The sequence below is a fragment of the Aeromonas sp. 603607 genome (assembly GCF_049171595.1).
Classification (GTDB): domain Bacteria; phylum Pseudomonadota; class Gammaproteobacteria; order Enterobacterales; family Aeromonadaceae; genus Aeromonas; species Aeromonas veronii.
Genome location: NZ_JAAKOV010000015.1, coordinates 22,573 through 38,752, shown reverse-complemented (window position 1 = coordinate 38,752; position 16,180 = coordinate 22,573). Strand labels below are relative to the sequence as shown.

Below are 16,180 nucleotides of genomic sequence, written 5' to 3'. Positions count from 1 at the left end.
GGCGGCTTGCGCCGCCTGTGTTCAGTTCTTCTGTCGGCTCACCTTGAGCACGTTGGGCATTACGCGGATCTTGCGCATGATGTTGGCCAGGTGGATGCGGCTCTTGGTGGTGATAAGCAGGCTGACCTGATAGACCCGGCCATCCTTCTCTTCGGTGCTGATGGCGTGAATATTGGCGCCGGTGGCGGCAATCACGTTGGCCAGCTCGGCCAGCGCACCCTGATGGTTGACGATCTCGATGCTGATACCGGTGCGGAACTCCTGTTCCTGCTCCTTGTCCACTTCCCACTGCACCGGCAGGTACTTGTCCGGCTCCTTGCTGTAGCCCTTGATGTTGCGGCAGGCTTCCTGGTGGATCACCAGACCCTTGCCCGGACTGATATGGGCGATAATGGCATCTCCCGGGATCGGACGGCAGCAGTTGGCGAAGGTGACCAGCATGCCGTCGGCACCCTTGATCGGCATCTTCTTGCTGCTGGACTTGGGTTGCTCTTCCGGCGGCAGTTCATCCCCTAGCATGCGGCGCGCCACCATGACACTCATGGCGTTGCCGAGGCCCACATCGGCCAGCAGTCCCTGCAGATTCTCATGTTTGGTATCGGCGAGCACCTGCTTGATGCGCGGCTCGGGGATGTCTTCGATATTCTTGGCGCCCAGCGCATGGTTGAGCAGGCGGCGACCCAGCACCACCGACTCTTCGGTGCGCAGGTTCTTGAGGAACTGGCGGATCTTGGAGCGAGCCTTGGTGGTCACCACGAAGTTGAGCCAGGCTGCATTGGGGCGAGCCCCCGGCGCCGTGATGATCTCCACCGTCTGGCCCGAGTGCAGCGGGCTGCTGAGCGGGTAGGGGTGGCGGTCGACCCGCGAACCGACGCAGGCGTGGCCGATGTCGGTGTGCACCGTATAGGCAAAGTCCACCGGCGTGGCGCCAGCGGGCAGCTCCATGATTCGTCCTTCCGGCGTGAACACGTAGATCTCGTCGGGGAACAGGTCGGTTTTGACCCCTTCGATAAATTCAAAGGAGCTGCCGGCGCTCTGCTGCAATTCCAGCAGGCTCTGCATCCAGCGCTGGGCGCGGATCTGGGCGGTAGTACCCGAACTGTCGCCATCCTGCTTGTAGGCCCAGTGGGCAGCAACCCCTTTGTCGGCCATCTGATCCATGAATTCGGTGCGGATCTGCACCTCTACCGGTACCCCGTGCGGCCCCACCAGCGAGGTGTGCAGCGACTGGTAACCGTTGGTCTTGGGGATGGCGATGTAATCCTTGAAGCGGCCGGGGCGCGGCTTGTAGAGGCTGTGCATCTGCCCCAGCACCCGGTAACAGGTATCTATGTCCTTCACCTTGACCCGAAAGGCGTAGATATCCATTACCTCATGAAATTGCAGCTCTTTTTTCTCCATCTTGTTGTAGATGGAGAAGAGATTCTTCTCACGGCCACTGACCTGATGCTCGATCCCCGCCTCCTTCAGGCGACCGCTGATTTCGCTCTGGATGGAGTCGATGATCTCGCGGCGATTGCCACGGGCGCGGCGCACCGATTCGCGCAGCACGCGGGATCGCATCGGATAGAGCGCCTCGAAGCCCAGCTCTTCCAGCTCGTTCTTCATGGTGTGAATACCGAGGCGGTTGGCGATGGGGGCGAAGATTTCGAGGGTTTCTCGGGCGATGCGGCGGCGCTTGTCAGGGCGCAGGGAGCCCAAGGTGCGCATGTTGTGAGTGCGGTCGGCCAGCTTGATCAGAATGACCCGGATATCCTGGGTCATCGCCATCACCATCTTGCGGAAGTTCTCGGCCTGCGCCTCTTTGCGATCGCGAAACTTCAGCTTGTCGAGCTTGGAGACCCCGGCCACCAGTTCTGCAACCGCGTTGCCGAATTGTTCGGCCAGATCGGCCTTGGTGACAGAGGTGTCTTCGATGACGTCGTGCAGCACGGCGGCCATCAGGGTTTCATGATCGAGGCGCATGTCACCCAGGATCCGGGCAACGGCAACAGGGTGGGTGATGTAGGGTTCGCCACTGGAACGCATCTGGCCCTGGTGGGCATCACGGGCCACCACATAGGCTTGCTTGAGCTTCTCAACCTGCTCTGGTGGCAGGTAGGAACTGGCTATTTCTTTAAGGTTTTCAAATAAATACAAGACAGTCCCCGCAGCGGTGAAACGGCAATTCGTGGAATTGAGGGTATAGCCCTGAGTTTGCGAGGTTTTCGAGCGGTTGTAAATGGGGATGAACAGTCGGCACCCGGGCGGGTGCCAACCGGAGGAATAACTTAACCGCGGCCTTCGGCGATGGCAGCAACGGCAGCCAGCTCGGCGGCTTCCTGCTCTTGCTGTTCGTAGCGGTCCTGGGTGTCCATCACTTGATTGTTCACCAGACCCAGCTCGATCTCACGCAGGGCGATCACAGTCGGCTTGTCGTTCTCTTCGTCGACCAGGGGATCTTTGCCTTGTACCGCGATTTGACGAGCGCGGCGCGCGGCGACCAGCACCAGGTCAAAACGGTTACCTACCTGTTTTACAGCATCTTCTACAGTAACGCGTGCCATGCAGGACTCCAGTGTTTGGGCTTTCTGTATTTAGAAAAGCAGTGTTTAAAAATGACGCAAAAGTTTACTTGTTTTTGGCTTACTCTGCCAGTAGCTGTTGCAGCAAGTTTTTTTGAGCCTGTTGCTGGTGACGCATCTCCAGCCGTTGGCACTCAATAATGGACCTGAGCTGGAACAGCGCCTGCTCGAAGTCTTCGTTGATAATGACATAGTCATACTCGTCGTAGTGCACCATTTCGGCAATGGCTTTCGCCATCCGGCCGGCAATCACTTCGGCGCTGTCCTGACCGCGCCCAATCAGGCGGCGCTCCAGCTCTTCGCGGCTGGGGGGCAGGATGAAAATGGATTTGGTCGGCATCTGCTCGCGGATCTGGCGGGCACCTTGCCAGTCGATGTCGAGGAATACGTCGATCCCCTTGGCCAGACAGGCTTCGATGGCGGCGCGGGAGGTGCCGTAGTAGTTGCCGAACACTTCGGCCCACTCCAGAAAATCACCACGCTCGATCAGTGCCTTGAACTCTTCCACCTGAACGAAGTGGTAGTGGACGCCGTGCTCTTCGCCAGGGCGGGTGGCGCGAGTGGTGTGGGAAACCGATAGCTGCATCTTGCCAGCTTGATTGTGGTTGGTCAGCAAGGCATTGAGCAGACTGGATTTACCAGCGCCGCTCGGAGAAGAGATGATATAGAGAGTGCCTTGTTGCGCCATATTATTACCTTTAATCGAAACCGCTGTTTTGGTTGTAGCAGAGACCGCCGTCTTGTGCCCGAAAGGGAGACAGCCAAACGCAAAACGCGGAAAATTCTTGAGTCAGGAGGATGTAAAGGCGGCGAATTTTACCAGAATGCGGCGAATAAAAAAACGGCCGGAATCATATTCCAGCCGATCAAAGTATTCGTAGCTTGCTGCGGGAGCGTAACCCACATCAGCCTGCATTGTGCCTTTGGCTGGGGGCTGAGGCTATCGGGTTATCCCTGCCTGATGGCTCGGAATTCCCGAGTTACCCTGTCAGTTCGGCAGCTGACGATCTGCGCAGAGACGTTCGAAGGCGGCGATCACCTGCTCATGGGTGATCTTGGCCATGGCCTCCGGGTCCTTGAGGCGGGTGCGCCAGCTCAATTCGGCCAGCGGCTTGCCGGTCTCCTGCTCGACCAGCTCCTGATAGACGCTGACCACGTAGTCGCGGCACAGATAAGGGCCGGTGCGGGCCGGATTATGGTGGGCATAGAGGCCGATCACCGGCGTGCCGACCAGGGTCGCCATGTGGGTGGGGCCGGTATCGGGGGCCAGTACCAGACTCGCCTCGCCAATCAGCGCCAACAGCTGCTTGAGGTTGGTCTGGCCAACCAGATCGACCGGCTTGCTCTGGCTGAGTTGCCGGATCTCGGCAGCCAGATCCCGCTCCAGTTTGGCCGGCCCGCCACAGAGATAGACCTGAAAACCCTTGCTGGCAGCGTGATCCGCCAGTGCGGCATAACCCGCAGCCGTCCAGTTTTTGAACGCCTTGCTGGCGGCGGCGCAGATCAGCAGGGTCGGTTTGCCGCCAGTTTTCTCCTTTGCCCAGGCTTGGTGTTCGGCGCTGATGGGCAGTTGCCAATCCGGGGTCAGATCCTTGATGCCGAGCTCTTTGGCAAAGGCGAGGAAACCGTCCAGCACGTGGGGAGAGGCAGGGGATGGCACCTTGTGGTTGGTGAACAGCCACTGGCCGTCGTTGGCCCGCTCCCGATCAAACCCGAGTTTGACCTTGGCCTTGATGCCGAGGGTGGCGATGCTGGCCCGCATCGCCGCCTGCAGGTGGAGCAGGGCATCGAATTTGCGCCCCTTGAGGGTCTGCCAGAGATCGCGATAGCCGCGCCACCCCTTGCTCTTGTCGAAGGGGATCACCTCGACGCCGGGCAGATCGGCAAACAGGGTTGCCTCGATTTTGCCGGTGATCCAGGTGATACGGGTCTGTGGCCACTCCCGCTGGATGACGCGCACCAGCGCCAGTGCGTGACAGCAATCCCCGATGGCGGAGAGCCGCAGGATGCAGATGGAGGAGGGGGGCGTTTGAAATAGCGGCATGTTGTGGCGCACGGCTGGCAAAAAGGGTGGATGGCATTATGCAAACTCCCCTCTGGATTGTAAAATTGCGCACAATCGTCAGCCAGGATAGGCCGGGCCCAGCGCCATGACCTGTCTCTGCACGTCGTTGATTAAAGGCCACTATTACGGGCATGCCAGAGCGGCAGCCTCATCGCCAATTGAAAAATTGCGATCCATGACCCACCGAGCGGGATCTCCACGATGCGAGTACAGACCGAACACAACCAGATCTGCTGGTATGCCGAAGGGGCCTTTCGCGACCCCTCTCCCCAGTTATTCGATCCTGCCTGGTGGCAGAACAACCGTCAGGTGGTGGGAACCTCCATCGGGCGGGGGGTGACCTGGTTCGTCAAGGATGAGTCCCGCCATCTGGTGCTGCGCCACTACTATCGCGGCGGCATGGTGGGCAAGGTGGTGCGGGATCGCTTCTGGTTCGAAGGGGTCGAGTCGAGCCGCGCCATGGCCGAATACACCCTGCTGGCCAAGCTGTGCGAGCTGGGGCTGCCGGTGCCGCGTCCGTTTGGTGCCCGAATGGTCAAACAGGGACCCTTCTATCGTGCCGATATCCTGATCGAGCGAATTCGCGGTGCCAAGGATATGGTGGCGTTGCTCAAGCAGGGGCCGGTGGCGACCGAGGTGTGGCACAAGATAGGTCAGACAGTGCGTCAGCTGCACGATGCCGGGGTCTATCACGCCGATCTCAACAGCCACAACCTGCTGCTCGATAAAGAGGGCAAGGTGTGGGTGATCGATTTTGACAAGGGTGCGATCCGCTCCCCCGGCGAATGGCAGAAGGCCAATCTGGAACGCTTGCTCCGTTCATTCAATAAAGAGTCTCAACTGCATACCAGTTTCCACTTCGTACCGGAGAACTGGCAGACCTTGATGAACGGGTATCAGGGAAAAGCGATCTGACCCTGTTGCTCGGCGTGAACGCCAATGTTACTTATTGAGCAGGTATTCAGATCCTGTTTCGAGGCGCCCCATGGAAATGCTCAAGACACCTTTGGTCGATGTGACTGCCCGGCTTGATCCGGGTCTGCTGTCTGATGCCATGGCGCTGCTGGAGGCGGGGATCTGGAGCTGGTCAGCCCAACACGGACTGCAGCGTGATCCCTCCTGCCTGCGCCTGTTGGGATTGGGAGAGTGCTGGCCGGATGATCTCGGCTGGCTGGATCGGGTTCATCCCGACGATGTTGCCCGGCTGGAGGATGCCCTGCTCGCCTGCCAGAGCGGCCGCAGCAGCGGTCTGCGCCTCGAATACCGCATTCTGCATCATCACGGTCACTACATCCGGCTGGAAGAGCGGATGCGTCGCGATGAGCGGGGTTATCTGCTGGGGGTCGTCCGTCACCTCGATCCCGCTGCCGTGCTGGTGGAGGAGCGACATGGCACCGATCCGCTGACCGGTCTGGAGAGCCGTGGCCGTTTCGAGCAACTGCTGGAGGAGCGGCTGGCGACCGAGAGTGGCACTTTCAGTCTGCTGCAGTTTTCGGTCGATCACATGGCCAAAATCCAGCAACTGTTTGGCGAAGCGGCTTGCGACGCCATGCTGGCCAAGCTGGCGCGTATCGTACGCCACGAACTGCGGCGGGAAGATCCCTTTGCCCGCTGGGATGAGGACGGTTTTATCCTGATGCTCTCCCAGACCGAGCGGATGAGTGCGCTGGAGATCGCCGAGCGGCTGCGCCTCGAGATTGCCGATGCCAGCCTGCTGTCACAGCGGCCGGTCACCGTCAGCATCGGGTTGGTGCAGAGTCAGGCTGGCGAGCAGCTCGATCATCTGCTGGCCCGGCTGGCCAGCTGTCACAGTCAGGCCAGACGGGAGCACAACACCGTCGTCGGCTGAGTGAGGTCAGGGTTGGCCGCGCTTGTCACGCTGGCAGACCCAGAGCGAGGCCAGCATCAGCAGGCCGCCGATGGTTAGTCGGGTCAGGTCGGTATCCTTGCCCCAGAGCAGCAGATTGACCAGCAAGCCGGCCGGAATGAGCGCATTGTTCATGATGGCCAGCACCCCGCTGGTGACCAGTGTCGCCCCCTTGTTCCAGAGGAAGTAGCCTAGGCCGGAGGCACCCACCCCCAGCCAGAGCAGAATGCCCCACTGCAACCCTGACGTTGGGTATTGCGGCTTGCCCAGCAGCCACCAGGCGGGCAATGCGATCACCAGCGCTCCCAGATAGAAGCAGCCGAACACCGCCAGTTGCGGCGGTTGCTTCGCCTCCCGTGCCAGCAGTACCTTGTAGCCCACTTGACCCAGGGCGAAACAGAGGTTGGCCCCCTGCACCACCATAAATCCCAGCACATAGCTTTCGGTCAGGCCATCGAAGCGGATGACGGCAGCCCCGAGCACCGCCAGCAGGGCGCCCCACAGATAGGTGGGCTTGAAGCGCCCTTCCAGCAGGTCGTGGAGCAGGGTGACGTAGATGGGGGTGAAGATGGTAAAGACCAGCACTTCCGGCACCGTCAGCAGCAGAAAGGAGTGGTAGTAGAAGAGATACATGATGCCGAGCTGGATGGCGCCCAGCGCCATCAGCTTGGCCGCCAGATCGGGGCGCAGCCAGCGGCGGCGTAGGAAGGGGAGAAACACCAGACTGGCGAGGGCGATGCGGGTCAGCACCGAGAAGTAGGCATCGACCTGACCAGCGAGGTAGACCCCGATCAGGCTGAAGGAGAATGACCAGAGCAGGGTGACCCCTATCAAGTAGTTCATGTGTTTGATTTATCGTCAGTTGTCAATTTTAAGGGGGCTATGATGGCCGAGATGGAAGCGGCAATCCAGCGTTTATGGGGGCGATTGCCACAGGTCGGAGCATTTTCCTTTACCGCCAGCAATGGCGAGGGGTCGGCGACCGACTGGAATGGTCGCGGCGAGGGGCGTGTGCAGGTGACCGATCATCAGGGTGGCTGGCTGTTTAATGAGCTGGGTCGCTACACCACGCCTCATGGCAGGGAGCTCGCCATGCATAACCGCTTCTGGTGGCAGCGCAGTGCGCGGGGGATCCGTCTCTCCCATCTGCGTTATCAAGCACCGGTCGAACTGTTCGAGCTGCTGCCGCAGGGGGATGGCCGCTGGCTGACCGCCGAGCCCCATCTGTGCGGGGCGGATCACTACAGTGCCGAGTTGACCGAGATCGACGGTGGTTTTCTGCTGAGCTGGCAGATCACCGGGCCGCGCAAGAACGAGCGACTCAGCTATCGCTATCTGATCTGATGCCGGCTGGCAGGCATAAAAAAACCGGCGCAGAGCGCCGGTAGCGGGGGACAAATCGGAGGTTTTTTAAAACAGTCCCAAAACAGGAGAGATAGACTCTCGTCACACATTCAGAGATGGACTTCAGGCATTCAGGGCATAGCTCAGCATGGCTTGCAGCTTGCTATCGAAGAACCAGGGCAGCAGTACCATCAGCAGGCCCAGGATCCCGGCCAGTCGCTGGCGATACTGCCAGCCGGCAATCAGTACCAGACCACCGCACAGTGTGGTCAGGATGCCTGACATAGGGAGACCTCGCGCTGCATGCGACGCTGTTGCGCCCACTGGTTCATGGCGACCGAGCCGAGGATCAGGGCCAGGGCCACGCCGGTGGTGGGGTGGATCTGCTCGCCGAGGAACAGGGCACCCAGCATCACGCCGAACAGCGGCACCAGATAGTTGCTGAAGGAGGCGAACGTCGGGCCGGCCTTCTGGATCAGGGCCATGTAGAGGAAGTAGACCAGACCGGTACAGAGGGTACCCAGCACGGTGATCGCGCTCAAGGCCTGGGTGCTCGGCAGGGTCAGGCTGCTGAGGTCAACCATGAAGGGGGCGACCAGCAGCAACTGGATTGCCGAGGAGATCAGGATATTGCGGGCGACCACGACCGGATGGTCCTTGGCGAAGCGCTTGATCATCAGCAGGCCGATGGCGAAGCAGCTGGCACCCAGCAGGATGGCCATGGCACCGAGCAGACCGGCGTTCATGCCCTGGGAGAGTTTCGGCCAGAACAGGGTGAGTACACCGGCAAAGCCGATGATCACGGAAAGCAGACCGGTTTTGGTGATTCTTTCACCAGAAATAAACAGCGGTGCAGCCAGAATGGTCACAAACGGGATACAACCCATGACTACGGCGGCGATGGCGCTATCCACATACTGTTGGCCCCAGGCGACCATGATGAAGGGGATGGTGGCATCCAGCAGGGCGATCAGCATATAGGTGCGCCACGGGGTGTGCTCACTCTTGAGCCGCATGAACAGGCAGAGCAGACCCAGGGTCAGGCTGCCGCACAAGGCACGACCGGCAGCCACCAGAATGGGGGGCAACTCGGCAACGGCCTGGTGCATGAAAATGAACTGGGAACCCCACAGCAGGCCAATGGCCAGCAGTAACAGATAGCTACGCATTTGAATCTCCGATGTATTAAGCCAGCGCATTCTAGGCAATCTGTTACTATGGTAAAAATGAATTGTTGGCATTTAACTATGGCTAATATCGATGGATAGCTCGCTCGCCCGTCTCGACCTCAACCTGCTCGCCGTATTCGACATGCTGATGCAGGAGCGCAACGTCACCCGTGCCGCCGAACGGCTGCATCTCTCCCAATCCACCGTCAGTCACGCCTTGGGGCGGCTGCGGGTGGCGCTGGATGACCCGCTGTTTGTGATGAGTCGGCGTGAGATGATGCCGACCGAGCGAGCCAAGGCGCTGGCCGGTCCGGTTCGCCAGGCGCTGGCGATGCTGGAGCAGGGATTGCGGCAGGCCAAGGGGTTTGATCCCGCCACTGCGCGGCGGATTTTCCGCATCGCCACCCCGGGTTCGGTAGAGCACGGGCTGGTGCCGGTGCTGGTGGAGAGGCTCCATCGGCAGGCCCCTCACTGTCGGCTGGAGGTGTGCGAGCTGGCCGACAGCAACTACGAGCGGGAGCTGGAGAAGGGGGAGCTGGATCTGGTGATCGGTTTCGCCGGGGCGAATCACCTCTCACCCCGCTTGTGGCGGGAGGAGTGGTTCAACAACCCGCTGGTCTGCCTGTCGCCACTCGGCAGCGAGTTGCCCGATGTACTGACGCCGGTTGAGCTGGTGAGCCGCCCCCACATCCACACCTCCAGCTGGGGTCACAGTCAGGCGATGGTGGAGCTCTGGCTGGCCCGTTTCGGGGTGGAGCGGGAGCTGGGCGTGCGGTTGCCGAGCTTTATGGCGGTGCCGCCGCTGATGGCGACCGGCCGCTATCTGGTGGTGGTGCCCGAGATGATCGGGCGCCACTTCTGCCGCTACTACCCGCTGCGGATGCACCAGCTCGACCCCGCCATCCCCATCGTCTACCTGATGGCGGGGCACCCGCTCACCGCCCACGACGAGGCGATAGGCTGGTTCAAGAGCCTGTTGCACCAGCTGGTGTTCGACCTCTACGGCGACGATGCGCTCGGGACTCCCGCTCAGCGGATGCTGGCGAAGTAGTCGAGCCCCATGGCGCTTTTCACCTCTGCCAAGACCTCATCGGTGATGATGCGAGCCTGCTCGGTGCCCTGATAGAGCAGCTCCAGCAGCATCTTCTTGTCGGCGATGGCCGCAGCACGGCGCTCCCGCATCGGGGCGAGCAGGGTTTGCAGGCAGTCATTGAGCACCTGTTTGCAGCGCATGTCCCCCAGTCCGCCTCGTCGGTAGTGGGCCTTCATCTCGGCGACCAGCGCCTTGTCGGGGTGGAAAGCATCGAGATAGGCGAACACCGTATTTCCCTCCACCTGACCCGGATCGCTCACCTTGAGGTGGTTGGGGTCGGTATACATGGCGAACACCGCCTGTTTGACCTCTTCCGCCGACATGCCCAGTTCTATGGTGTTGCCGAGGGATTTGGACATCTTGGCCTTGCCGTCGATGCCGGGCAGGCGGCCGGTGTCACTCAGGATCGGTTGGCACTCGGTCAGCACCTCTTTGCCTACCAGCGAGTTGAAGCGGCGGACGATTTCGTTGGTCTGCTCCAGCATCGGCAGCTGATCTTCCCCGACCGGCACGTGGCTGGCGCGAAAGCCGGTGATGTCGGCGGCCTGACTGACCGGATAGACCAGAAAACCGGCCGGCAGCGTGCGTTCGAACCCTTTCTGCTGGATCTCCGCCTTGACGGTGGGGTTGCGCTCCAGCCGGGCGACGCTGACCAGATTGAGGTAGTAGCATGTGAGCTCGGCGAGGGCGGGCAGGGCGCTTTGCAGACAGAAGGTGGTCTTGGCCGGGTCGAGGCCGACCGCCAGATAGTCGGCCATTACCTCCAGTACGTTGTCGGTCACCTTGGCCGGGTTGTGGCCGTTGTCGGTCAACGCCTGCAAGTCGGCGATCATCACGAATTGACGGTAGTGGTGCTGGGCTTCGACGCGCTGGCGCAGGGAGCCGACATAGTGGCCGATGTGCAGTTTGCCGGTGGGACGATCGCCAGTCAGGATAACGGGGTTGTGCATGTCACTCTCTCCAGTTGGGTGAGCCGGGAGGCGACAAAGGGATAAAAACAGTTGACCGCCTCTCGGCGGTCACGGTGTTTTCTTTGGGAAATTTACAATAGAAACGCGGTGCCGCCTGTTTAGGAGCAGCACCACCAGTAGTTGTGATTGAATGCGGTCATATTCATAGCAAATCAAACTACGCCGGTTTCATTACTTCTGCAAGGGGACGACCAGCAGATCGCAGGGCACCGTATTCATCAGCTGACGGGCGCTGGAGGTGAGCAGGCTCCAGAAGCTCTGGCGATGGCCGCACACCAGCAGGTCGATCTCGTACTCCTTGACCGCCTGATTGACCCGCTCGCTCAGATCGCCGCAGATCACCAGCTTCTTCTCGATGGGATAGTCCACCGAGGCCAGAAATGCCTCCAGCTTCTCTTTCGCTTCGGCGATCACCTGATCCTGCACGTTGTCGATATCGATATCGATCATCTCGGTGTAGAGATCCTTGAGGTCCACATCGACATGGATAACCGACAGCTTGGCGCCGTTGGAGCGGGCTCTGTCCACCGCCTTGTCGATCACCTTGCGGTTGTCTTCAGAGAGGTCGATCGCAGCCAGAATATGCTTGTAATAGGTTGTTCCACTCATGGGGGTTCTCCTTACCGATCCTTCAGCCCACTATACCAATCTCTGCTGAAACTAAAATGGTGCCTCAGGCACAGTTTTGGGATTTAAATGAGTTTAATGACGTGTGACACAGGGTCAGCCACTCAGTTATTAACCACTATTTGCCTATAAATTAAACAAGAGTTTGACGCCGGTCACACCCCTCGGCTTGCCGATCAGGGGGGAGAGGCATAGGATGGGCCCGTGCTTCGCAATGAACACAAAACAACAAAAAGCATCTGAATACCGCTTTGGGGAGCCACGTGTTCCCTTTTGTTTTTCTGCCTCAATTCCCGCTGATTTTCTGACTGATAGCGATCCGGCATCAAGTTAATCTCCTTCGATTTGGTTATGCTGTAGCCAGTTTCTTTGGAGGCCTTCCCATGATCATTCATCCCCAGATTCAAGGTTGTGTTGCCCGCAACTGTCACCCCATCGGCTGTCGCGCCGCCGTGCAGCAGCAGATCGAACGGATCAAGGCCGCTGGCCCGTTCAACGGCCCCAAGCGGGTGCTGGTGCTGGGGGCTTCCTCCGGGTTTGGACTGGCGTCGCGCATTGCACTCGCCTTCGGGGCTGGTGCCGACACCATCGGCATCTCCTTCGAGCGCGGCCCTTCCGACAAAGGATTGGGCAGCGCCGGTTGGTACAACAACATCTGGTTTCGCAAGGAGGCGGAGCAGGAGGGGCGTATCGCCATCAACCTGATTGGCGATGCCTTCTCCGATGGCATGCGCCAGCAGGCCATCGACACCATCCGCCAGCAGCTGGGGCAGGTGGATCTGGTGATCTATTCGCTCGCAAGCGGCATCCGGGTGCTGCCCGATGGCACGCAAGTGCGCTCGGTGCTCAAGACAACAGGCCAGCCATTTAGCGGCTGGGGGCTGGATCTGGAGCGCGATACCCTGGTGCAGCAGTCGCTGGCGCCAGCAACGCCGGAGGAGATCCGCGATACCGTCACCGTGATGGGGGGCGAGGATTGGCAGCTCTGGATGCAGGCGTTGCAGCAGACCGATTGTCTTGCCCCCGGTGCGCAAACCGTCGCTTACTCCTATATCGGCCCGGAATCCACCTATCCCCTCTATCGGGATGGCACCATCGGTTATGCCAAGGAGCATCTGCACGCCACCGCCGAGACCATCAACCTGCAGCTGGCCGAGATTGGTGGTCACGCCTGGGTGTCGGTCTGCAAGGCGCTGGTGACCAAGGCGAGCGCCTATATCCCGGTGCTGCCGGTCTATCTCGGCCTGCTGATGGGGGTGATGAAGGAGCGTGGCGTCCATGAGGGCTGCATCGAGCAGATGCAGCGACTGTTCGCCGCCAAGATGTACGGGCCCAATGGGGTGGTGGCCGATGGTAACCGGCTGATCCGGATGGATGACCACGAGCTCGACCCGGCCATTCAGGCTGCCGTTTCGGCGCTCTGGCCCAAGGTGACGCCGGAGAATTTCCACGCGCTGGGGGACTTTGCAGGGCTGCGGCAGGATTTCATGCAGCTCAACGGCTTCGAGCTGCCGGGCGTCGATTATGCAGCGCCGGTGGATGTCGCCTCCCTTGGCGAGCTGACCCCCTGAGCTCAAAGAAACGGGATCTCCCTCTCGTTGGCGGGTTGATTCGCGGCGGGAGTGTGGCGACAATCGATACCAAATCACTGAGGAGAAACAAGATGCTGGCCCAAGCCATGATCGAGAAGTTGAACGAGCAGATTAACCTGGAGTTCTACTCCTCCAATCTCTATCTGCAGATGAGCGCCTGGTGCGAAGACAAGGGCTTTGAAGGGGCGGCGACCTTCCTGCGCCAGCACGCGGTCGAGGAGCGCCAGCACATGGAGCGTCTGTTCACCTACGTGAGCGAGACTGGCGCCATGCCCAAGCTGGGTGCCATCGATGCCCCTCCCCACGAGTTCAAGTCGCTGGGCGATGTGTTCCGTACCACCCTGGAGCACGAGTATCACATCACCAAGTGCATCAATGGTCTGGCTCACGTAGCCTTCACTACCCAGGACTACTCCACCTTCAATTTCCTGCAGTGGTATGTGGCCGAGCAGCATGAAGAGGAGAAGCTGTTCAAGAGCATCGTCGACCGTCTCGGTCTGGTGGGTGAAGATGGCAAAGGCCTCTACTTCATCGACAAGGAGCTGGCCGAACTGGCCAAGGGCGCCCCGGCCAGCATCATGGACAGCAACGCCTGATAGTCGTGGACACTTAGTGTTCAGCCAGTACAATAACGGCCCTTTTAAGGGCCGTTGTTTATTCTGGTGGGCAGCCACTATGGTTCTGTTCCGCCAGAGGCAATCTCGGTTCTGGCCAGGTGCCGTTTCTATTTTGATAAGTGAGTGATGATGAAGCAGGTCGATGTGGTGGTGATCGGGGCCGGTGCGGCCGGATTGATGTGTGCGGCGCAGGCGGGCTACCGTGGCCGCTCCGTGCTGGTGCTCGACAACGCCAAGAAGCCGGGCCGCAAGATCCTCATCAGTGGCGGTGGCCGCTGCAACTTCACCAACCATCAGGCTGGTGCTCACGCCTACCTGTCGGAGAATCCCCACTTCAGCAAGTCGGCGCTGGCTCGCTACACCCAGCAGGACTTTATCGATCTGGTGGATCGCCACGGGGTTAACTATCACGAGCGCACCCTGGGGCAGCTGTTCTGTCTCGAGAGTGCCAAGGATATCGTCGATGTGCTGCTCACCGAGTGTGACTGGGCCGGGGTGACCCTGCAGTTCCAGACCGAGATCCTCACCGTCAGCAAGCAGGACGAAGGCTTTGTGTTGACCACCAGCAAGGGTGAGATCGGCTGCCACTCGCTGGTGGTGGCGACCGGCGGTCTCTCCATGCCCAAGCTGGGCGCGACCCCGTATGGCTTCAAGCTGGCGGAGCAGTTCGGTCTCAAGGTGCTGCCGACCCGTGCCGGTCTGGTGCCCTTTACCCTCCATCAGGCGGAGAAAGAGGCCTTTGCCGATCTGGCGGGCATCAGCCTGCCGGTAGCGGTGACCGCCGAGGATGGCACCCGCTTCAAGGAGGCGATGCTGTTCACCCATCGCGGCCTCTCCGGCCCCGTCGTCCTGCAGATCTCCTCCTACTGGCATGCCGGCGAGAAGATCCACATCAACCTGCTGCCGGAGCTGGATATTCCGGCTGCCCTGCGTGAATGGGCGCAGGCGCACCCGGCGCAGGAGCTGAAAACCGTGCTGGGGCGCGAGCTGCCCAAGCGCTTCGTCGACAAGCTGGTGGAACTGGGTCTGCTGGTCAGCAAGCCGATGCGTCAGTACAACGAGCGGGAGCTGGAAGCGGTGGCCAACTTGCTGGGTGACTGGCAGATCCTGCCCAACGGCACCGAGGGGTATCGCACCGCAGAAGTGACCCTGGGTGGCGTCGATACCAACGAGCTCTCCTCCAAGACCATGGAAGCGCGCAAGGTGCCGGGCCTCTACTTCATCGGCGAAGTGGTGGACGTGACCGGCTGGCTCGGTGGCTACAACTTCCAGTGGGCCTGGTCTTCCGGTTGGGTAGCTGGCCAGTACTGCTGAGCTGCCCTTGTTCTCATCCACTTCAGATGCGGCCTCTCAGGCCGCGTTTTTTATGGTCGGCATTCCTCGCGGGCGATCCACTAGCCAGCCCAGAAGGGCCGCCCCTATACCCCCATGCTGAAGGCGAAACCGAACAAGAGGCCAGAGATGGTGCTGACCTTGCCGGGGACCAGATCCTAGGCATAGACCAGGATGGAGATCCAGATCACCCGCTTGCGACCCTCTCCTCCTGAACCTTGAAGGGTGGCAGGACCCCGGGCACCCGGTGCCGGGCGCCTCTAGTCTGGCCAGCACTCCTTGCCAACCTGGATGAATCTGGATTGATAGACGATCAGCTTCTGATTGCCCGGCTGACCGATCCTGGAGTTGTGATAGGTCTCGCCGGGCAGCAGGTACTTGCTGTCGGCCTCGCTGTCCGCCTGCTGACAACCCTGTTTGACCATGAACTCGAAGTAGGTATTGCCGGTATTGGTGATGCTGCCCTTTGCCGGATCCAGCTGGTATTCAAAACGTGACTGACGCGGGCGCACGACCAAGATGGATTGCAGAGCCAGCTTCACCTCTACGGTTCCCCGGCGCTGCGCCTGACCGCCTTCATCCACCTGGGCTGCCGGCGACTCGGTGAAGGTTATGCGATAGTAACGCTCCTGGCTATCCGCCGGTCCCTTGTAGTAGAGCTTGACGTTCTGTGCCTGCCTGCCGTGCAGCGTGAAGCGCTTGGGGGCAAACAACAGCTCACCGGGTATGGTGGGCACCGCGCGCCCTCTGGCCGTGGGATCGCTGATCTTCTCCATCTGCACTTCGTACACCTTGGGTGCGCCACTGTTGTTGGTCACGGTACGCGTGGTGAACTCTTCCTTCTGGTCCATGGCAACCGTCATCGCCCCGATGTCGATGGCCGTGGCCTGTGAGGCAAAGAGGCTGGCCAGCAAGGGCCAAAGAAGACGATGCATGTTG

Annotated in this window: 17 protein-coding genes and 1 pseudogene; 7 read left to right on the top strand and 11 right to left on the bottom strand. The window is 60.4% G+C overall.

All coding sequences use genetic code 11. The features are described 5' to 3' along the window. Positions 1-21 precede the first annotated feature (21 nt). From spoT to G5315_RS14675, 4 genes are all read right to left on the bottom strand, one after another. Complete coding sequence (gene spoT, locus G5315_RS14690) at positions 22-2,139, bottom strand: bifunctional GTP diphosphokinase/guanosine-3',5'-bis pyrophosphate 3'-pyrophosphohydrolase (RefSeq protein ID WP_019446267.1); 2,118 nt, start codon at positions 2,137-2,139, stop codon at positions 22-24. Positions 2,140-2,270: 131 nt separating this feature from the next. Beyond that, the gene (rpoZ, locus tag G5315_RS14685; RefSeq protein ID WP_005307060.1) at positions 2,271-2,546 is read right to left on the bottom strand and encodes a DNA-directed RNA polymerase subunit omega; all 276 of its coding nucleotides are present in this window, start codon (positions 2,544-2,546) and stop codon (positions 2,271-2,273) included. Positions 2,547-2,625: 79 nt separating this feature from the next. After that, positions 2,626-3,252 carry a guanylate kinase gene (gene gmk / locus G5315_RS14680; protein ID WP_005339253.1) on the bottom strand — a complete coding sequence of 209 codons (627 nt, stop codon included), beginning with the start codon at positions 3,250-3,252 and terminating at the stop codon, positions 2,626-2,628. Between the two features lie 300 nt (positions 3,253-3,552). Continuing rightward, positions 3,553-4,608 (bottom strand): glycosyltransferase family 9 protein, encoded by a 1,056-nt coding sequence (locus G5315_RS14675; RefSeq protein WP_421263639.1) that lies wholly within the window; start codon positions 4,606-4,608, stop codon positions 3,553-3,555. Positions 4,609-4,830: 222 nt separating this feature from the next. Here G5315_RS14675 and G5315_RS14670 point away from each other — a divergent pair, with 222 nt between their 5' ends. Together G5315_RS14670 and G5315_RS14665 are read left to right on the top strand one after the other, a co-directional pair. Further along, positions 4,831-5,544, top strand: coding sequence for a 3-deoxy-D-manno-octulosonic acid kinase (locus G5315_RS14670; RefSeq protein WP_005357122.1), 714 nt, complete (start codon positions 4,831-4,833; stop codon positions 5,542-5,544). A 70-nt stretch (positions 5,545-5,614) separates the two neighbouring features. Continuing rightward, a complete protein-coding gene (locus G5315_RS14665) occupies positions 5,615-6,478 on the top strand; it encodes a GGDEF domain-containing protein (RefSeq protein ID WP_040069586.1) in 864 nt (287 codons plus the stop codon). 6 nt (positions 6,479-6,484) lie between these two features. On the opposite strand, the gene G5315_RS14660 is transcribed toward G5315_RS14665, so the two are convergent. Continuing rightward, entirely contained in the window at positions 6,485-7,339 is an 855-nt protein-coding gene (locus G5315_RS14660) for a carboxylate/amino acid/amine transporter (protein WP_421333275.1), read from the bottom strand. Between the two features lie 39 nt (positions 7,340-7,378). On the opposite strand from G5315_RS14660, the gene G5315_RS14655 reads away from it, so the two are divergent. Then, on the top strand, positions 7,379-7,840 hold the full coding sequence (locus G5315_RS14655) for a DUF6314 family protein (RefSeq protein WP_416035001.1): 462 nt from the start codon (positions 7,379-7,381) through the stop codon (positions 7,838-7,840). A gap of 123 nt (positions 7,841-7,963) precedes the next feature. Here G5315_RS14655 and G5315_RS14650 read toward each other — a convergent pair whose 3' ends face one another. After that, complete coding sequence (locus tag G5315_RS14650) at positions 7,964-8,125, bottom strand: hypothetical protein (RefSeq protein WP_005339236.1); 162 nt, start codon at positions 8,123-8,125, stop codon at positions 7,964-7,966. Further along, a complete protein-coding gene (locus G5315_RS14645; RefSeq protein WP_005355734.1) occupies positions 8,110-9,009 on the bottom strand; it encodes a DMT family transporter in 900 nt (299 codons plus the stop codon). The genes G5315_RS14650 and G5315_RS14645 overlap by 16 nt, the downstream gene beginning before the upstream one ends. Before the next feature lie 91 nt (positions 9,010-9,100). On the opposite strand from G5315_RS14645, the gene G5315_RS14640 reads away from it, so the two are divergent. Next, entirely contained in the window at positions 9,101-10,060 is a 960-nt protein-coding gene (locus G5315_RS14640) for a LysR family transcriptional regulator (RefSeq protein WP_005339232.1), read from the top strand. Here G5315_RS14640 and trpS read toward each other — a convergent pair. Together trpS and G5315_RS14630 are read right to left on the bottom strand one after the other, a co-directional pair. Beyond that, positions 10,039-11,052: a tryptophan--tRNA ligase gene (gene trpS / locus G5315_RS14635; protein ID WP_421263638.1), complete on the bottom strand. Its 1,014-nt coding sequence runs from the start codon at positions 11,050-11,052 to the stop codon at positions 10,039-10,041. The two genes, G5315_RS14640 and trpS, sit on opposite strands and share 22 nt — an antisense overlap. Before the next feature lie 192 nt (positions 11,053-11,244). Then, positions 11,245-11,682, bottom strand: a complete 438-nt coding sequence (locus G5315_RS14630) for a universal stress protein (RefSeq protein ID WP_005339229.1) — start codon at positions 11,680-11,682, stop codon at positions 11,245-11,247. A gap of 401 nt (positions 11,683-12,083) precedes the next feature. On the opposite strand from G5315_RS14630, the gene fabV reads away from it, so the two are divergent. The 3 genes from fabV (at position 12,084) to G5315_RS14615 (ending at position 15,223) form a co-directional block, all read left to right on the top strand. After that, positions 12,084-13,271, top strand: a complete 1,188-nt coding sequence (gene fabV, locus G5315_RS14625; RefSeq protein ID WP_421209836.1) for an enoyl-ACP reductase FabV — start codon at positions 12,084-12,086, stop codon at positions 13,269-13,271. Between the two features lie 92 nt (positions 13,272-13,363). Beyond that, positions 13,364-13,888 carry a non-heme ferritin gene (ftnA, locus tag G5315_RS14620; protein ID WP_005339225.1) on the top strand — a complete coding sequence of 175 codons (525 nt, stop codon included), beginning with the start codon at positions 13,364-13,366 and terminating at the stop codon, positions 13,886-13,888. Positions 13,889-14,038: 150 nt separating this feature from the next. Continuing rightward, on the top strand, positions 14,039-15,223 hold the full coding sequence (locus tag G5315_RS14615) for an NAD(P)/FAD-dependent oxidoreductase (RefSeq protein WP_421209864.1): 1,185 nt from the start codon (positions 14,039-14,041) through the stop codon (positions 15,221-15,223). Between the two features lie 75 nt (positions 15,224-15,298). Here G5315_RS14615 and G5315_RS14610 read toward each other — a convergent pair. Together G5315_RS14610 and G5315_RS14605 are read right to left on the bottom strand one after the other, a co-directional pair. After that, a pseudogene (locus G5315_RS14610) lies at positions 15,299-15,420 on the bottom strand (MFS transporter); the annotation flags it as partial. An 81-nt stretch (positions 15,421-15,501) separates the two neighbouring features. Next, positions 15,502-16,176 (bottom strand): fimbrial biogenesis chaperone, encoded by a 675-nt coding sequence (locus G5315_RS14605; RefSeq protein WP_323911218.1) that lies wholly within the window; start codon positions 16,174-16,176, stop codon positions 15,502-15,504. Between the last annotated feature and the right edge of the window lie 4 nt (positions 16,177-16,180).

Coding starts and splice junctions, on each gene's coding strand:
- G5315_RS14640 (WP_005339232.1), top strand. CDS start 9,101: ATGGATAGCTCGCTCGCCCGTCTCGACCTCAACCTGCTCGCCGTATTC.
- rpoZ (WP_005307060.1), bottom strand. CDS start 2,546: ATGGCACGCGTTACTGTAGAAGATGCTGTAAAACAGGTAGGTAACCGT.
- G5315_RS14670 (WP_005357122.1), top strand. CDS start 4,831: ATGCGAGTACAGACCGAACACAACCAGATCTGCTGGTATGCCGAAGGG.
- G5315_RS14675 (WP_421263639.1), bottom strand. CDS start 4,608: ATGCCGCTATTTCAAACGCCCCCCTCCTCCATCTGCATCCTGCGGCTC.
- G5315_RS14615 (WP_421209864.1), top strand. CDS start 14,039: ATGAAGCAGGTCGATGTGGTGGTGATCGGGGCCGGTGCGGCCGGATTG.
- fabV (WP_421209836.1), top strand. CDS start 12,084: ATGATCATTCATCCCCAGATTCAAGGTTGTGTTGCCCGCAACTGTCAC.
- ftnA (WP_005339225.1), top strand. CDS start 13,364: ATGCTGGCCCAAGCCATGATCGAGAAGTTGAACGAGCAGATTAACCTG.
- G5315_RS14605 (WP_323911218.1), bottom strand. CDS start 16,176: ATGCATCGTCTTCTTTGGCCCTTGCTGGCCAGCCTCTTTGCCTCACAG.
- G5315_RS14630 (WP_005339229.1), bottom strand. CDS start 11,682: ATGAGTGGAACAACCTATTACAAGCATATTCTGGCTGCGATCGACCTC.
- G5315_RS14645 (WP_005355734.1), bottom strand. CDS start 9,009: ATGCGTAGCTATCTGTTACTGCTGGCCATTGGCCTGCTGTGGGGTTCC.
- gmk (WP_005339253.1), bottom strand. CDS start 3,252: ATGGCGCAACAAGGCACTCTCTATATCATCTCTTCTCCGAGCGGCGCT.
- G5315_RS14660 (WP_421333275.1), bottom strand. CDS start 7,339: ATGAACTACTTGATAGGGGTCACCCTGCTCTGGTCATTCTCCTTCAGC.
- G5315_RS14655 (WP_416035001.1), top strand. CDS start 7,379: ATGATGGCCGAGATGGAAGCGGCAATCCAGCGTTTATGGGGGCGATTG.
- G5315_RS14650 (WP_005339236.1), bottom strand. CDS start 8,125: ATGTCAGGCATCCTGACCACACTGTGCGGTGGTCTGGTACTGATTGCC.
- trpS (WP_421263638.1), bottom strand. CDS start 11,052: ATGCACAACCCCGTTATCCTGACTGGCGATCGTCCCACCGGCAAACTG.
- G5315_RS14665 (WP_040069586.1), top strand. CDS start 5,615: ATGGAAATGCTCAAGACACCTTTGGTCGATGTGACTGCCCGGCTTGAT.